General features: G+C 45.8%; 16 protein-coding genes. 6 read left to right on the forward strand and 10 right to left on the reverse strand.

Annotation, left to right across the window (positions count from 1 at the left end; genetic code table 11):
• The first annotated feature begins 14 nt into the window (after positions 1–14).
• Positions 15–1,121, forward strand: coding sequence for a M20/M25/M40 family metallo-hydrolase (locus AC6I8Y_RS09910; protein ID WP_498020085.1), 1,107 nt, complete (start codon positions 15–17; stop codon positions 1,119–1,121).
• Positions 1,122–1,187: 66 nt separating this feature from the next.
• Here the strand turns inward: AC6I8Y_RS09910 and AC6I8Y_RS09915 are convergent, their stop codons facing one another.
• The 3 genes from AC6I8Y_RS09915 to AC6I8Y_RS09925 are packed head-to-tail and all read right to left on the reverse strand — an operon-like array spanning position 1,188 to position 2,358.
• A complete protein-coding gene (locus tag AC6I8Y_RS09915; protein ID WP_394151415.1) occupies positions 1,188–1,541 on the reverse strand; it encodes a ribosome recycling factor family protein in 354 nt (117 codons plus the stop codon).
• On the reverse strand, positions 1,520–1,957 hold the full coding sequence (locus AC6I8Y_RS09920) for a DUF3859 domain-containing protein (RefSeq protein WP_252012061.1): 438 nt from the start codon (positions 1,955–1,957) through the stop codon (positions 1,520–1,522). The genes AC6I8Y_RS09915 and AC6I8Y_RS09920 overlap by 22 nt, the downstream gene beginning before the upstream one ends.
• Before the next feature lie 32 nt (positions 1,958–1,989).
• A complete protein-coding gene (locus AC6I8Y_RS09925; protein ID WP_394151417.1) occupies positions 1,990–2,358 on the reverse strand; it encodes an AAA family ATPase in 369 nt (122 codons plus the stop codon).
• Between the two features lie 184 nt (positions 2,359–2,542).
• On the opposite strand from AC6I8Y_RS09925, the gene metA reads away from it, so the two are divergent.
• Positions 2,543–3,484, forward strand: coding sequence for a homoserine O-acetyltransferase MetA (metA, locus tag AC6I8Y_RS09930; RefSeq protein WP_234495755.1), 942 nt, complete (start codon positions 2,543–2,545; stop codon positions 3,482–3,484).
• 80 nt (positions 3,485–3,564) lie between these two features.
• Here the strand turns inward: metA and AC6I8Y_RS09935 are convergent, their stop codons facing one another.
• From AC6I8Y_RS09935 to AC6I8Y_RS09945, 3 genes are all read right to left on the reverse strand, one after another.
• Positions 3,565–5,886 carry a hypothetical protein gene (locus AC6I8Y_RS09935; RefSeq protein WP_498020086.1) on the reverse strand — a complete coding sequence of 774 codons (2,322 nt, stop codon included), beginning with the start codon at positions 5,884–5,886 and terminating at the stop codon, positions 3,565–3,567.
• Between the two features lie 337 nt (positions 5,887–6,223).
• Positions 6,224–6,475 carry a DUF3081 domain-containing protein gene (locus AC6I8Y_RS09940; protein WP_394151419.1) on the reverse strand — a complete coding sequence of 84 codons (252 nt, stop codon included), beginning with the start codon at positions 6,473–6,475 and terminating at the stop codon, positions 6,224–6,226.
• Positions 6,476–6,572: 97 nt separating this feature from the next.
• Positions 6,573–8,240, reverse strand: a complete 1,668-nt coding sequence (locus AC6I8Y_RS09945) for an AMP-binding protein (RefSeq protein WP_498020087.1) — start codon at positions 8,238–8,240, stop codon at positions 6,573–6,575.
• Positions 8,241–8,521: 281 nt separating this feature from the next.
• Between AC6I8Y_RS09945 and pilW the strand changes: the two genes are divergently transcribed.
• Positions 8,522–9,214, forward strand: a complete 693-nt coding sequence (gene pilW, locus AC6I8Y_RS09950; protein ID WP_394151765.1) for a type IV pilus biogenesis/stability protein PilW — start codon at positions 8,522–8,524, stop codon at positions 9,212–9,214.
• 22 nt (positions 9,215–9,236) lie between these two features.
• Here the strand turns inward: pilW and rlmF are convergent, their stop codons facing one another.
• The 4 genes from rlmF to AC6I8Y_RS09970 form a co-directional block, all read right to left on the reverse strand.
• On the reverse strand, positions 9,237–10,292 hold the full coding sequence (gene rlmF, locus AC6I8Y_RS09955; protein WP_498020088.1) for a 23S rRNA (adenine(1618)-N(6))-methyltransferase RlmF: 1,056 nt from the start codon (positions 10,290–10,292) through the stop codon (positions 9,237–9,239).
• Positions 10,276–10,785 carry a M48 metallopeptidase family protein gene (locus AC6I8Y_RS09960; RefSeq protein WP_394151422.1) on the reverse strand — a complete coding sequence of 170 codons (510 nt, stop codon included), beginning with the start codon at positions 10,783–10,785 and terminating at the stop codon, positions 10,276–10,278. Before AC6I8Y_RS09960 ends, rlmF begins: the two co-directional genes overlap by 17 nt.
• 184 nt (positions 10,786–10,969) lie before the next feature.
• Positions 10,970–12,154 (reverse strand): D-alanyl-D-alanine carboxypeptidase family protein, encoded by a 1,185-nt coding sequence (locus AC6I8Y_RS09965; RefSeq protein WP_234495748.1) that lies wholly within the window; start codon positions 12,152–12,154, stop codon positions 10,970–10,972.
• Between the two features lie 333 nt (positions 12,155–12,487).
• Positions 12,488–13,744 carry a diguanylate cyclase domain-containing protein gene (locus AC6I8Y_RS09970; protein WP_498020089.1) on the reverse strand — a complete coding sequence of 419 codons (1,257 nt, stop codon included), beginning with the start codon at positions 13,742–13,744 and terminating at the stop codon, positions 12,488–12,490.
• A 303-nt stretch (positions 13,745–14,047) separates the two neighbouring features.
• Between AC6I8Y_RS09970 and AC6I8Y_RS09975 the strand changes: the two genes are divergently transcribed.
• The 3 genes from AC6I8Y_RS09975 (at position 14,048) to AC6I8Y_RS09985 (ending at position 16,114) form a co-directional block, all read left to right on the forward strand.
• Positions 14,048–14,326: a hypothetical protein gene (locus AC6I8Y_RS09975; RefSeq protein ID WP_394151424.1), complete on the forward strand. Its 279-nt coding sequence runs from the start codon at positions 14,048–14,050 to the stop codon at positions 14,324–14,326.
• Between the two features lie 136 nt (positions 14,327–14,462).
• On the forward strand, positions 14,463–14,687 hold the full coding sequence (locus AC6I8Y_RS09980) for a hypothetical protein (RefSeq protein WP_234495745.1): 225 nt from the start codon (positions 14,463–14,465) through the stop codon (positions 14,685–14,687).
• Between the two features lie 299 nt (positions 14,688–14,986).
• Positions 14,987–16,114, forward strand: a complete 1,128-nt coding sequence (locus AC6I8Y_RS09985) for an ABC transporter substrate-binding protein (protein WP_419153443.1) — start codon at positions 14,987–14,989, stop codon at positions 16,112–16,114.
• Positions 16,115–16,128 lie beyond the last annotated feature (14 nt).

Here is a 16,128-nt window from a genome sequence, read left to right on the forward strand (position 1 = left end):
CGTGAAGTGATCCCATGACTCAAGTAAATACAGAACGCCTAGTAAACCATTTTTGTGACCTCGTAAAAATCGATAGCGAATCTGGCAATGAAAAAGCCGTCGCAGAAGCGATTGCTGAGCAACTTGGTGAGCTAGGTTTCGTAGTAAGTAAACTACCTGTACCTGAGCAGTACACAAATGGCTTTAACGTATACGGTCGTCTTGAAGGTAAACAAGAAGGCAGCATCGTATTCAGTGCTCACATGGACACAGTAACGCCAGGCATCGGTATCGAGCCAATTATTGAAGACGGTATTATCCGTTCAAAAGGTGACACCATCCTTGGTGGCGACGACAAATCAGGTATCGTAGCAGTCATGGAAGCTGTGCGCTGCCTACAAGAGCAAAACCGTGAGCACAAAACAATTGAAGTTGCGTTCACTGTGCATGAAGAAGGCGGTCTATTCGGCTCTGAGTACTTCGACATGTCTTACATTCAGTCTAAGAACGCAATCGTACTCGATACAGGCGGCCCAATCGGCACTATCGTAACAGGCGCTCCTGGTCAGCAAAAAATTGTAGCTAAGATCAAAGGCCGTCCAGCTCACGCGGGTCTAGCACCAGAAGAAGGTATCAGCGCAGCTATGGTTGCAGCAGATGCTATCGCGAACATGAAGCTACTGCGAATCGATGAGCAAACAACAGCAAACATCGGCTCTGTGAACGGTGGTCAAGCGACAAACATCGTAATGCCAGAACTGACGGTAGTTGCAGAAGCACGCTCTCTTAACAGCGACAAACTTACAGCTCAAGTCAACCACATGGTAGAAACATTCCAGGCATCGGCAGAGAAGTTCGGCGCCGAAGTTGAAATCGAATCAACACGTGCCTATGACGCATTCGTGATTGCAGAAGATGACGCGCATGTACTGAAGATCAAAGAAGTATTTGCAGCTAACGGTATTGAAGCAAACACCAAACACACTGGCGGTGGTAGCGATGCAAACAACTTCAACGAGAAAGGTCTAACAACAGTTAACCTATCTACTGGTATGTCGAAAGTTCACACGACTGAAGAGTTTATCTCAGTAGAAGACATGGTTAAGATCACTGACTTTGTGATTTCTTACGTGACTGCGTAATTGCCAAAGCAGTAGAAAGCTCAAAACCGTGTTGTACTTATGCCCAATAGGAACAACGCGGTTTTTTTATAAGTCCTCAAACTCATCGATTGCAGCGCGCGCTTCGGCAAGTGTGCAACCAGATTGAAACATCAGGTCCGCAACGGTTATTTCTGGGTCTTTTTCCAGCACTTCTTGAATCGGTGATTTATAGCCTTCAAGGGCTTTATCAACCGCAACGGATATCCACCCAACGTTAGCCTCAAGCGCAAACTTCGTAAGCTGGGTAGCTTCTCCGGTCAACGTCCAATTGCGAGAGCGACGTATACGTTTTAGCGTGCAACCACTATCCGCAGCACACGCCAAAACCGTCGATTTGTCTTCAACGCGGTGAACAAAGCTATTAAGGCGAATTGTGATTAGAAACCGCGATTTTTCCAAAACTGACCTTCATCTCTCGCCGTCACTTTGAATTTTTTCTCAGCAATCACTTTGCCTTGCATCTCAATGACCATGTGCCATTCACCTAGGTTACTTTCCAATCCGTCAACAGGATGAAGCAACTGAATCGTATCGCCTAGGTAGAAATCCCAATCATTGCTGCCTACGTGCTCTTCACCGTCAAATGGAGCAAGGACCTGTCCTTTTTTGCTAAGAACACCCGGATGATAGATGCAATAGCGCACCTTTTCTCCTTTGGCCTTTTTGATATTGACGATAAAACCAAACTCAATATGTTCATCCGCTGGGACTATGGTTGTAAAGTCTTGTATTTTTGGAAGATCTTTTGAGCCAGAGTCCCATGTAGAATAGATGCCGTACGACGTCATTTCGATGACTGGAGAGCGTTTTGCCATAATTAGATTTTTCTGTTTTAAAGTGAATAAGGTTAGTCTTGCCAACGTTTTCGCATCTTGGCGATGACGCTGTCACTCACGCCATGTACGTTCGGGTAACGCTCGTGACAAACGATGACGTCCAACTCGGCCTTGTAGCGTTTAGCCAAATTTTTATATGCCTTCATTTCCCACAGGCGAACGAAGGTATTGGCAACGACCACGTCTTGGTTAGCCGCCAGTGCTTTCTCGACCTGCTGCTGACACCATTCGTGTGCTTCGCCAATCTTGTCCCCGTCGTAACAATATTCACCTTTTTCATTGATAAAATACATATCAGCTTCGAAGTGCAGCGCGTCGAGGGTTTTCGCCAAGGTACTCTTTCCAGAACCTGGAAGACCGCGAATTAACGTGAGTTTCAAACAAGATCACCGCAAAATATAGAAAGTGCTGTGATTGTACCCTGTCTCACCCATGTACGTCATGACGTATTGCATTAAACCGATTACACCTAAGCTAAAATTAACTATCGACAAGCAAAAACGTTTGCGTTAACTTTAGAAGTATAGACGTCCAGAAGACCAAACAGAGCTTAGGGAGAAAGCTGTGCCAATTAAGATTCCCGATCAACTACCTGCCTCTAACGTCCTGCGTGAAGAGAACATCTTTGTGATGTCAGAGTCTCGCGCCTCGACTCAGGAAATCCGTCCGCTTAAGGTATTGATTCTCAATTTGATGCCAAAGAAAATTGAAACGGAAACCCAGTTTTTAAGACTGCTTTCAAACAGCCCACTTCAGGTTGATGTCGAACTTCTTCGTATCGACGACAGACCAAGTAAGAACACGCCAACTGAGCACCTTGATACTTTCTACCGCCAGTTTGAAACTATTAAAAACCGTAACTTTGATGGACTCATTATCACAGGTGCACCACTTGGTTTGGTTCAGTTTGAAGATGTGATCTATTGGGATCACCTACAAACCATCATGAACTGGGCAAGCAAGCATGTTACCTCGACGCTGTATGTCTGTTGGGCGGCACAAGCGGGCCTAAAGCTCTTATTCGATCTTCCCAAACGCACTCGCAAAGAGAAGCTGTCAGGTGTGTATCACCATGAAATTCATGACCCGCACCACCCTATCCTGCGCGGTTTTGATGACACCTTCTTAGCACCGCATTCTCGTTACGCTGACTTTTCACCAGAGTATTTAGAATCACACACAGATCTCGATATTCTGGCAACCTCGGATGTCGCCGGCGTATATCTCGCGGCAACGAAAGACAAACGAAACGTATTCGTGACAGGTCACCCTGAATACGACTCTCATACTTTACATAACGAATACGTGAGAGACTTGGGTGAAGGCATGGAGCCTGCTATTCCAATTAACTACTACCCAAACAACAATCCAGACAACAAGCCGAATGCGAGCTGGCGTAGTCACGGTCACTTATTGTTTGCTAACTGGCTAAACTACTGTGTTTACCAACAAACACCTTACGATCTTGACCACTTTAGTGAAGATGCGTTTACGACTGAAGAGTAACCTTCGTTAGCGATAAGCTTTCTAGTGTTAAAAAGCCCCTCATTAGCGAGGGGCTTTGTTTTATTGAAATAACGCATTAATTATTTGGTGAGTTCATCAAATTTGGCTTTTGCTTCTGCCTCGGTTTGGAAGAAGTAATTCGGTTCATTCTCACGCCATCCGAAGTACGTTTTAAAGCTACCGGTTGCCGCATCAAACTCAGCCAGCGGCATTGTGACGGTGTCGGTACAATAATCGCCAAAGCAAATCATATCCCCGTTGTCAGGAGTCAGCGCAAACAACGCCCCTGGAGCAGCAAGGAATACCAATCCTGTATCCTCGACGGTTAATGTCATGGTTTCCATTTCCCACGTAGGGTTATCATCCAGCGCATTTTCCGAGTACACGTTGTACCAAGTGCGTGCTTTATCGTCTTCGTCGTAAATAAAGCTCTCGGTGAATAGCTCACCATTGTAGGAACTCAGACCTGCGATGTGAGTCTCATCGATGTCCTCAATAGCGACACCGCTTTCCAACACGCTCGCAATCTTATCAGCGAGGTCTGCTACATCTTTAGTACCCCACTCCGCGAACTCATGACCAACCCATAGACCAAACTTCGGCGCGTCAAGTTGCCAGTACGTTACTTTCTGACCGATGTCATCTTGATCTACAGTAAAGTCGTGGCTCTCTAAGGCGTGGTGTTTCCAGTCTGCGACCTCTATAGTCAGCTCATCACTAACATAGTGGTAAGTCGCGGTATATTCGTGGAACAGCACTTTATCTTCACCAGCGGTGTTGGTTTTAGAATCCAACACATATCGCTTACCGCTTGTGGATTCAGTTTTCACACCATCAACCATCTCAACGGTTACCTCGGTCTCATACCAGTAGTTGACCCGCTCATCATTCCAGCCGTAACGATAATCTGCATACTCTTCCCAAACATCGTCGCCTCGCCAAGCCCAAACTGGGCGGGCTTCTATAACTGTGCTCTTTCCTGATGCATAGCTCACTTGCTGACTACGTTCATTCACTGAGCCATCCGCATCCCAGTCTTTTTCAACGACATGAATGGTACTCTCAGCCATGACCGTGGTTGTTCGATTTTCAGCATAACTTGGCTCTGTTGCCTCAACAGACTCAAATCCTTGCGCATCATATTCAACAAAGTTATATCGATAGACTAAGTCTCCAGCATCAGTGAACTCCGTTTTATCCACCTTCGTCTGAATCATATCCATACCAGACATATCGCCATTTTGCACCGCTTCGACGAGATTGATGTCGTCATAGGTTCTTCCAAGATCAACAAGCGAAGGGTCATCGTCTGATGGACTGCCCTCATCAAAGTACTCAATGAACTCCCAGGTTGCCTTATCGTCCGATACTGTACCCATCTTATAAGATTGACCAAAGAAACGAGCGTCTCCATCACCATTCTTATCGATGTTGTATTTGGTTAGCGCGGTAAACGCACCTGTACCATCAAAGTTTTCGGTGACTTGATAGGTTTCGTAAGCGATAGGGTTCCCAGAACCGTCTTTAATAAGTTCGTAGTTAGAATCGGTGAAATAACGCGTCGCTGTTGTGACGACTGTACTGCTGTCATCATCATTTGTCGTGGTAACTTCTTTCCATTCTTCCAGTAGATGCAGCAACTCACCTGTATGCCACTCAACAAAGCTTTCTCGAGACGAACCAACTTTGACCGTTTGACCTTCTTCAGCTTCCTCTTCGGCTTCTTGCTGACGCTTATAGTCCGCTTGCAACTCATCGACGCGTTTGACAGCAACCACTTTTAGCTCTTCCATTGTCTCCGTTGGCACTGTGGTCTCATCAAGAAAATCACCCATCAACGCATCGGTGTCTTCAATGCCATATCCAGCTGCAATTTCTTTCGTCGCAGCATTCATAATAGCCTCAACTTGGGCTTTATCGGCAGTACCTTTTTGTACTTGCTCTAAACTAGACTCTATGCGATCTGCAAGTTCGGTAGTGAACGGCGTCACAGCTGCCGCCGGTGGCGCTGTATCCAAAGCAAGGTCAAGAATAGGCGGCGCCGATAGTATCACCGGTGTGTCATCAAATTCTTCACCCGTGTCGAGATCGATCGCTCCCTCACCAATATACGCTCTGATCGGTGCAGTCTGCGCTTGTTCAATCAGTGACTCCAACACTTGAATAGAATAGCCGCCCGTATCATCGGAAGTGGCATAGGGTTCGCCCTCATCCAGTTTGCGGTTTAAGTTGAGGTCCACGTAAACCGTCGCACCTTGAATATAACCATCAATTACCTTACCCGTCACAGACACGCTTTGTACCGAAGGATCTGCTGGCGTACTTCCTCCATCATCACTTCCACCACATGCGAACAAAACAGAGGAAATGGTGATTGCAAGTAACGTTCTTGTAAAATTCATAACTCCCTTCCTTGTTACAATTTGACACACATTCATCTCGAAGGTTAGTGTCTGAATTGTCACTTGCCAGGCTCTTTTATCAAATAACCACATTAAATATGTGGAATATAGAGCTGGAGCACTAACTGTAGGGGTAAAATGGAAGCAGCCGCTCATTTAGATTGAGCTAACACCAAGATATAATTAACATTTATAACAAAACAACAACATGGATTAAGCGAGGATGGTGATATCGTTTGGAAGCGCATAATGCCGTAATTCAGGCGAGATTTAGGAGCAAAGCTAGAGCAACCAATACTATGAGCTGCTCCAGCAATGAAGAGTGATACCAAGCTGTTTATTTAGATAACATCGCTACCTTGCGCAGGAAACTATCGCGCAGGTGCTCTTGGTCATACTCCAGATGATAGGTGTTGTGAAAGCCCATAGAGAGTTCTACGCCATTACCTCGCATATAAACGTTGTAACCGTCATAATCCGAATAGGCCTCTACCCCTTCGTAGATCTTTCCCAGTTCAGTCTCGGTGCCATTAGACATAATCGTATCGTAAGCCTTGAGAACTTTGTTAGGATCAAGTTCGTTTTTCATCGCAGTCTCCTACTAACGAAAAGCCACACATAAAGTGTGGCTTAGATGGGCGATTTGCGCCAGTTTATGTTCGATAGTAGATACGCATCAAAGCGCGTTACTGGTCACGAAGCTCTCTTCTTAGGATTTTACCGACGTTGGTTTTCGGCAGTTCGTCTCTAAACTCAATTATCGTCGGTCTCTTATAGCCTGTTAGATGCTTACGGCAGTGTTGTTTTACTTCATCGGCCGTAACCGCGCCATTAGCCACGACAAACAGTTTAACTCGCTCACCTGCTATGTCATCTGGCACGCCAACTGCAGCTGCCTCGATAATTTTTGGATGTAGCGTTGCAACTTCTTCGACTTCACTTGGGAAGACATTGAAGCCAGAGACAAGAATCATGTCTTTCTTGCGGTCTTCAATATAGAAGATGCCGTCCTCGTCCATACGGCCGATATCGCCTGAATAGAGCCAACCATCTGCAGTGAGAATTGCGTTCGTCTCCGCGTCTTGCTTCCAGTACCCTTTCATCACTTGAGGTCCGCGGATCTGAATCTCGCCAACCTCACCAACACCGAGTGGCGCGCCGCTTTCATCGACAATACGCAGTTCAGTACTCGGTAAAGGAACACCGACCGCTGGGACATATTTCTGCTGGGTATGAACACCACCCGCTACAACTGGCGAACACTCCGTCAAACCATAGCCTTCAATGATTGGCATGCCAGTGATTTTTTGCCATTCGTCGGCGACGTGCTGCTGAGTTGCCATGCCACCAGCGATTGTGAATTCGGCATGAGAGAAGTCGAGTGCTTTGAATTTCTCATTCTTGTTTAACGCAGCAAACAAGGTATTGAGACCGAAGATCATGGTGAATGGGTATTTGCTTAAGTCATTAATAAAGCTATTCAGATCGCGTGGATTCGTAATCAGCAAGTTACTGCCACCCATATACATCATCAGCATCATACTCACTGAGTTCGCAAAGATGTGGTACAGAGGAAGTGGTGTAACAGCACGCTCTTTATCTTTCGCTGTACGAGGGCCAAAGTGACCAAATACCTGTAATACGTTGGCAATGACATTGCGGTGAGTCAGCATCGCACCTTTCGCTAGACCTGTTGTACCTCCCGTGTATTGAAGGTAAGCAAGATCATCGTTTGCGATTGTCGGCTCGGCAAACGTCATTCTCTTGCCATCGGTCAGAGCACGACGCATCGAGATAGCGCCTGGAAGGCTATACTTCGGCACCATCTTTTTTACGTACTTCACAACAAAATTCACCAAGGTACGTTTGTGAGGCGCTAAAGCATCACCAATGCTGGTTAAGATGACGTGCTTGAGGCTTGTCTTATCGATAACCTGCTGGAGGCTATTACCAAAGTTGGTGACGGCGACAATAATGGTTGCGCCAGAGTCTCTAAGCTGATGCTCAAGCTCACGAGGAGTATAAAGTGGATTAACATTCACAACCACCAAACCTGCTTTAAGCGCTCCTAAAATAGCAATTGGATACTGCAGTAAGTTCGGCATCATTAGGGCGATGCGATCACCTTTTTTGGCATGCAGCTCAGTTTGCAAGTACGCAGCAAACGCCTCACTTTTCTCGTTAAGTTCACGATAGGTTAGCGAATGACCCATGTTCACAAACGCCGTATTATCAGCGAACTGTTCAAAGGGCTTTTTAAACATATCGTTGATGTTGTCATACTGGTCAACATCTACGGTTGCCGGTACATCATTTGGGTAGGTTTGTAGCCAGGGTTTGTCTGCGTTGCTCATCAAGTTTGATACCTTAGTTGTTGGACTGGTCTACTTTATCCAAGTTGGAGCAATGACTCTATTACTAGCGTCACCATTCCAACCCATTCGCTTGTTTTCTATACAAAGTTTTGTCACAACATGTGTTTGAATGTGCAATCACTCGCACTAACGCATGCCAACTCCCAATCACTTTAAACCGCATTTTAAGATAAGCGGACGATCGACAAAAATACAGCGGATAGTAAATGACTCCTCGCACCAAAGACCACCGTTCTGCAAACTTACAAACCCAACTCACCATGGTAGCAATCTCCTTTCTAATAGGAGGTTGCGTCACCGTCAGTGATTCTACTGAAACCAAAGTCGACCCCATTGCTGCTGCCGAAACGCGCATCGAACTCGGTTTAGCCTACATTCAAAGAGGCCAATTCAGCCGCGCCAAACAGGACTTTGAAAAAGCACTCGAGTTTGCGCCCAACTACTATCGTAGCCAACTTTCAATGGCACATTATTACGAAGTTGTTGGGGAGTACAAAATGGCAGAATCAAGATACAGAGCTGCACTCAAAGTTGCCCCGAACAACGGTCATGTCTATCACAATTATGGCACTTACCTTTGCAAGCAAGGGGAGTATGAAAAGGCACATCAGTATTTTCTCGACGCGGTTACTCGGCCGGATTACTACCAAATCGCAGAAAGTTATGAAAATGCTGGCTTGTGTGCCTTGAAGGATAAGCAGTTTAAAAGCGCTCAACGCTACTTTGAAAAATCCCTCGAGCATGAACCACTTCGCCCCAACGCCACAATTCAATTGTCAGCTTTGGAAGTCAGAAACGGTGACTATCAGGTTGCGAGGTTAAGGTTACTGCAGTTCCATCAAAAATATGGTTATCAGAGGCCTAGCCTATCTGTACTACATCAGCTAGAAGTGCAAGCTGGCAATAAAGCCATGGCCGAGAAATATCAAAAAGTGTTAAACGAACAACTTTAAATATTCCCAGCCCAAATTTTAACTACAATAAATGTCCACTCAATACCAAACGCTGCTCATGCGTCATAAACGACCAGGCCACAAAGCGGCTTTTCTTCTGACCTTGTGCCATCTCTTGAATGAGTACATGCGTTGCACCAAGCTTCTCTAGGCGTTTTTGCAGTGGGCGAATGTTGTCCTTCTTAGAAAGCAGTGTCGAGAACCAAATGACTTGGTGCGCAAACTGTTTACTCTCATTTGCCATGCTCAGAACGAAAGCTTCTTCACCGCCCGGACACCATAGCTCTGCATTTTTCCCACCAAAGTTGAGTCCGTCGCTCTTTTTCTCTGGCTGCGCTTTTCCCTGTAACAGATCACCGCGCTGCTGTCTGTTCTTAGTCAGATTCGCGTTCTTCCGCTCCGTGCCCTTTTGCGCCTCTTCTGCGGACTTATGGAACGGTGGATTACAGGTTGTCGCAACAAACACATCGCCATGTTGAATCACACCTTCAAAAATGTGTTCACTCTGGGTCTGGTGTCTTAACTCAATCTTTCGCGTGAGCTTAGTATTCTGCTTAACATTGTTAGCAGCACTCGCTAACGAGCCTTCATCGACATCGCTCCCGACCCAGTTCCAGTGATACTGCGTTGCACCGACAATTGGATAAATGCAGTTCGCACCAACACCGATATCAAGTGCGGTCACCTTGAGCCGTGCTTTTGCCGGACGGTCTTTCATCAAGTCATGTTGCAGCCATTCGTTGAGCCTGTGAATGTAATCCGCACGCCCTGGGATTGGGGGACACAAATACCCGTCTGGAATATCCCAATGACTCAAACCGTAATACGCTTTTAGCAAAGCGCGATTGAGCACTTTTACCGACTCGGGATTGGAAAACGCAATGCTCATGTCGCCATGTGGATTTTTCACAACATGGTTATCCAAACCAGGTTCAGCTTCAATCAGACATTTAAAATCGTAGCGCCCTTGGTGCTTGTTGTTCGCATGAAGTCCACTCGCTTTTCGCTTATCGACAACCATTGTTGACGGCTTGTCTTGCTTGCGAGGTCGTTGGTTAGATTTATTTTGACGAGTCATTGAGTAATTCTTTGTAGATCATAAAAAGGCGAGCATCGAACTCAAGCTGATGGTAGTCAGGTTCCATATGACAACATAGTTGATAAAACGCTTTGTCGTGGTTCTTTTCTTTGATATGAGCCAGTTCATGAACCACCAGCATCCGAAGCAGCGGTTCAGGCGCGTCTTTAAACACGCTCGCGATTCGGATCTCGTTCTTTGCTTTGAGTTTGCCACCATGAGCACGTGAGATATAGGTATGAAGACCAAGCGCATTGTTGATCAGGTGGATTTTATTATCCCAAATGACTTTCGAGATAGGCGGCGTTTTTTTCATGTAACGCTGCTTGATGTCCATGGTGTATTCGAAGAGTGCTTTTTCACTCTTGAGTTGGTGACGGTCTGGGAAACGCTTTTCAAACCATTGAATAAATCGACCCGACGACACCATAGCATCGATTTGATCGACGAGATGTTGAGGGTAACCAGAGATGTACTTGAGATGTGGGCTCATAACCGATGCGGAGTTACTATCAAAGAGCGCGTTATTCTAGCGATGCAAAGAGATGAAATAAAGAATCCATTAAATAAAGAACCAATGAAGTCAGTCATAAACATTAATTTCACAACGCGCTTCGGATAGATCCCCGCCTGCGCGGGGATGACGGAATTTGTAGTGTTAACTCTACTTGTCTGGCTTACTGCTCCCAGAGATCCTTAGCATCAGTAAATAGCGACTTAAACCACAGCACCACTGTATCCCAAGCACGCTTAAAGATAGAGCCTTGCTCAACGCTCGATTTAGCGACGAGAGGTTCAGTGGCAATTTCGTCGTTGCCGACTTTCCAGGTCACACTGCCGATGATGTCACCTTGATTAATTGGCGCGATCAATGGAGCGAAGACTTCGACTTCTTTTGACACGCCGCGACTGTTACCACGGAGGTATGTTGCGTAAACGTCTTGCTCAAACCCTAGCGGGATAGCGCTACTCGCCCCTTTCCATACTTTCGCCGTCACTTCGGTTGCGTCAGATTCCGCGAGCTGATCTGTCTCATAAAATCGGAATCCATAGTTGAGTAGCTGCCTTGATGCTTCTACACGAGTTTGTGCACTTGGTGTCCCCATTACAACGGAGATAAGACGCATCTGACCTTGTGTCGCCGAGCTAACCAAGCTGTAGCCCGCTTCTGAGGTATATCCGGTTTTACCACCATCTACGTTTAGCGAGTTGTCCCAAAGAAGTCTATTGCGGTTGTACTGCTGGATATCAGCCCAAACGAATCGTTTTTCTGAATACAATTTGTAGACATCTGGCACATCCTCGATGATGTGGCGCATCAGAATCGCCATATCATTTGGTGTCGTGTGAATGCCCTGTCCATCTAGGCCGTGTGAGTTGATAAATTGTGTACTTGTCATGCCCAAATTGGCAGCCCACTGGTTCATCAGCGCCACGAAGCCACTTTCGGTACCAGCAACATGCTCTGCCAAAGCGACAGCGGAGTCATTACCCGATTGGATAATCAATCCACGCATCAAATCCGCAACCGTGACGTTGTCACCTGGCTTAATGAACATTTTCGAAGAATCGGGGAATTTAACTGACCAAGCATTCTCGCTCACGGCGACTTTACTGTCCCATGTCGTTCTGCCAGTTTCGATCTCTTTACCCACGACGTAAGCTGTCATCAATTTTGTCAAACTCGCTGGTGCAAGTGCCGCATCTTGATTACCGCCAACAATAATAGACCCTGACTGGTAATCCATAAGGACGTAGCCCTTAGCATTCAGTGCAGGTGGATTTGGTGTGACCAACGCAAAAGCTGTCGCCGACGAGCAAAGTGCAATCGACGCGAACAAAGCAGACATTGGTTTTTTCATCTCACGGACTCCTTATTCTGTGAGAGCCCCGCAAATTCTGGATAATGAGCGTTTGTGACGCCATTTGAACGCGAAGCTGAAATTTATTTAACCTCTACCCACAAACTAGAATAATATCGGTCACTTGGCTTAGTTTTTTTGTAAGATTTATTGCGTTTTACCAGCCATAGCGAGAAACCTATTCTCGCTCCTCCTTCAAAGCAAAAAGATCAACGCACGCGTAGCAAGGCTCCAACGTCATTTATCATAGAATTGCACGTCTACACCTTGTAACAAAGATGACATATTATGAGCAGCGATTAGTGTCAGAAATTGCCTTAAGCATCATCACATTCAATAAAGGCGCTCTGCCCACCCCCGGCTTTTTTCGACAAGTACATTTGCCCTATCAGCACTAGATACTGCTTTCGCAACATCAAGAGCCTTACTTTCACAGAGTGTCGCCCCTAGGCTTAGCTTTACTTCTAGACTCAAAGAGTCATCGATATGAAAAGGATGTGACGTAACTTGAAGTATATGATCGGCAAGACTAAGTACATGTGCACGACTATTGAGGCCAGGAAGAACGACTAGGAACTCATCACCACCTAGCCTAGAGACAATATCCGATTGCCTTGTGAAGTCTTTGAGCTTGTTGGCGAGTGCCAGCAATACCTTATCACCCACTACATGCCCATAAGTGTCATTGATGTGCTTAAAGTTGTCGATATCGAGATACATAAACGCAACTTTTTCAGACCGAGTGCAGCTCTCGCACAATAAGTCGTGCAGCTTGGACTCCAATAGGCGTCGGTTAGGTAAGTCGGTTAGAGGATCTAGGTTTTGAGCCTCCAATAGTCTCAGTTCTTTTTCTTTTCGCTCGGAAATATCTCTAACAATGGCAACAAAGTAGGTCTCGCCATTGTGTTCCACCATATTGACGCTCGCCTCAATGGGGAACTCACTCCCATCCTTTCTGATATGTGTCGATTCAATCAGTTTTTTCTCATGCATACGCATCGATTTAACGTGATCTCGCCAAGTCATACTGTTTCGAAATAATGGATTAATGTCAGGAACAGAGAGCCGCAATAACTCTTCTTTTGAGTAGCCAAGTCTCTTGTAAGCAAGTTCATTGCAATTCAGGATGTGACCAAATTCGGCGTCAACAACATATATCGCATCATTAGACTTTCTCACAAGCTGATTTAGAAGAAGTTCAGCCGCTTGAAATTGACGCGAGCCCGATAGATCAACGATTTGGGAAATGAGTCGAGTTACATTGCCACCATTGTCTACTTCTGCTGCCATATTGAGCTCCGCTAAAATCGGGTGACCATCTTTATGGCGGTAGCGCTTATGGATCTTTAATGGCTTTGAGGGGTTAGCAAGAAGCTGAGCACGAATGTCTAGATTAAGTGCAAGATCATCTGGGTGGGTAATAATGACCCCCTCAGTAAACAATTCATCTTGCGTGTAACCCAGCATCTTGGTGAAAGCGGGATTCACATACTCGAGTTTACCCGACGGTCCACTGATTGCAGTGGGTACCGGGGTCACATCAAATAGACGCCGAATCGATATGCTCAGCTGTGTGGACTCATTCTCCATACTAAACTCACTTTCCGCTTAATCAACAACACTTCCCTGTTTGCCAACGGGCGGCTTCTTGTTCTAGTTTTTTAGATTGTCACTAACGCCGTCGACATGCGGCTTTCTCGTTCAAATTCGTACAGAAGCTCTCTAATAGTGAATCAAGCTTGGTTACCTTGAGAGTATTATTTTTACGTTATTAATGTATTACTCAATTTTGAGACAGTATGAAACGATCGTTCGATATACCTATTTTGTACAGTGTTCAGCCTGTCATACATCGCCTATCATCAACGCCCACATACTCCAGAACCAATCTACATGAGCGCTAAACCCAGCCTTACGGTCGCAACACTAGAACTAATAGATTCAGTCAAAGCAGAGCTTCCCCTCTACAGTGAAGAAACGTTTGTGTGTGGGCCCGATAATTCTTGCATCGGCTGCCCAAAAAAGCTGATGGAGCTTGTCGAAACAGAAGTCAGCTATTGGGAGTCGGCACTTGATCGTGGTATCGCTCCAAACTTTGAAGAACTGCGTCGTTTTGGCAAACTATGCAAAAGCGTAAAACGCGGGCTCGTCCGCAACGGCTTGGTCAGCTAGCCAACAATTTCAGAGCAAGAGTGCCCATTTTTTTGGAATCAGCCTCAACTAATGAAATTTATATCTATCACCATTGGTCTTGTTCCTCATGACAGCGTAAGAGCGCTTATCACCTACGTGAATTGAGGAGCATGTTATGAAAGCCCTAGTCAGAATCCACTCAATGGACAGCGCGACACCGACCACGGAAGCACGATTAGAGTTTTATCAGATAGGAATGCTCCTTGATGAACTCGGAAGCGATTGCCCGAATCAGACCGCTCAGTTAGCGAGAGTGGAAATCTTCGAGCAGGGGCATCTAACTCGTTCATTCAATACCTGTATCGATGCCAGATTAAAAAGTATGATTGCTCGTTTTTAACTGATACTCGCTCCCTCTACTCCACCCAAACAGCGATACGTCTTACAAGACGTTTGTATTCGCTTTCCAAAATCCTAATTTATTCAACGGCATTGAAATTTTTTTCGTGTCGTCTCGGTCATGTTGGCTGATAAGAATCTAGTGATAACTCTACTGTTAGCACCAAGGCTATTGATTATCGCTCGGCAACCTTTACTATCATTTATTAACAACTAGGCAAGGTTAGCCACATACGACATAAAATGGATAACAGAATGAAAAATAAATTGTTTAAGACGTCGCTCATCTCTTCACTCGCGATGGTTGCAAGCGCACTTTCAGCATCAAGTGCTTTCGCGGAAGATGTGAACTGGGACGACGTTGTTAAGAAAGCAGAGGGACAGTCAGTTTACTTCCACGCTTGGGGTGGAAGCCAAGAGATCAACCGCTACTTGCAGTGGGCAGGCAAAGAGCTGAAAGCACAATACGGCGTGAACTTTAATCATGTTAAGGTCACCGATATTGCTGAGACGGGTTCGCGTCTACTGGCAGAGAAAGCCGCTGGCAAAAACAGCGGCGGTAGTGTCGATATGGTTTGGATCAACGGCGAAAACTTTAAGTCAATGAAAGACAATGCGCTGCTTTATGGACCGTTTGTTTCAGACCTTCCGAATTGGCAATATGTTGATAAGTCGCTTCCCGTCGATAGTGACTTCTCAGAACCTACTGAAGGTCTGGAAGCGCCTTGGGGTGTAGGTCAGTTAGTCTTTATTCATGATACGCAAAGCCTAAATAATCCACCCGTGTCTTACATGGAGATGCTGAACTATGCAAAAGCCTATCCAAATAAACTCAGCTATCCAAAGCCACCGGAGTTCCATGGCACCAGTTTTCTAAAGTCACTGCTTATCGAACTTACTGATAACGACCCTTCATTAGCTAAACCTGTAGACCAAGCAGACTTTGCAGGTGTCACTCAGCCTCTATGGAACTACCTTGATGAGTTCCACAAAGTTGCATGGCGCGGTGGTAAACAATTCCCTGCTGGCACGGCAGAAACTATCCAACTACTTGATGATGGACAGATTGATCTTGCGATTACATTTAATCCAAATGCGGTGTATTCGGCGCAAGCAAGTGGCAATCTTAGCGACACCACAACAGCCTATGCTATGGAAAGCGGCGCTCTGTCCAACATCCATTTCTTAGCTGTACCATGGAATGCTAACGCTAAAGAAGGCGCACTCGTTGCCATAAACTTCTTGTTAAGCCCAGAGGCGCAATCGCGCAAGGGCGACATCAACGTCTGGGGTGACCCTTCTGTGTTGAACAAGCAATATCTAAAAGGTAGCGCAGCTAAGACTCAACAATTCAAATCCGTTGCCGAACCTCATCCAAGCTGGCAAAGTGCGCTTGAGCAAGAATGGCTCAAACGTTACGGCAGCTAACCGAGACTAGAGTT

The sequence above is a fragment of the Vibrio sp. KUL78 genome (assembly GCF_059725505.1).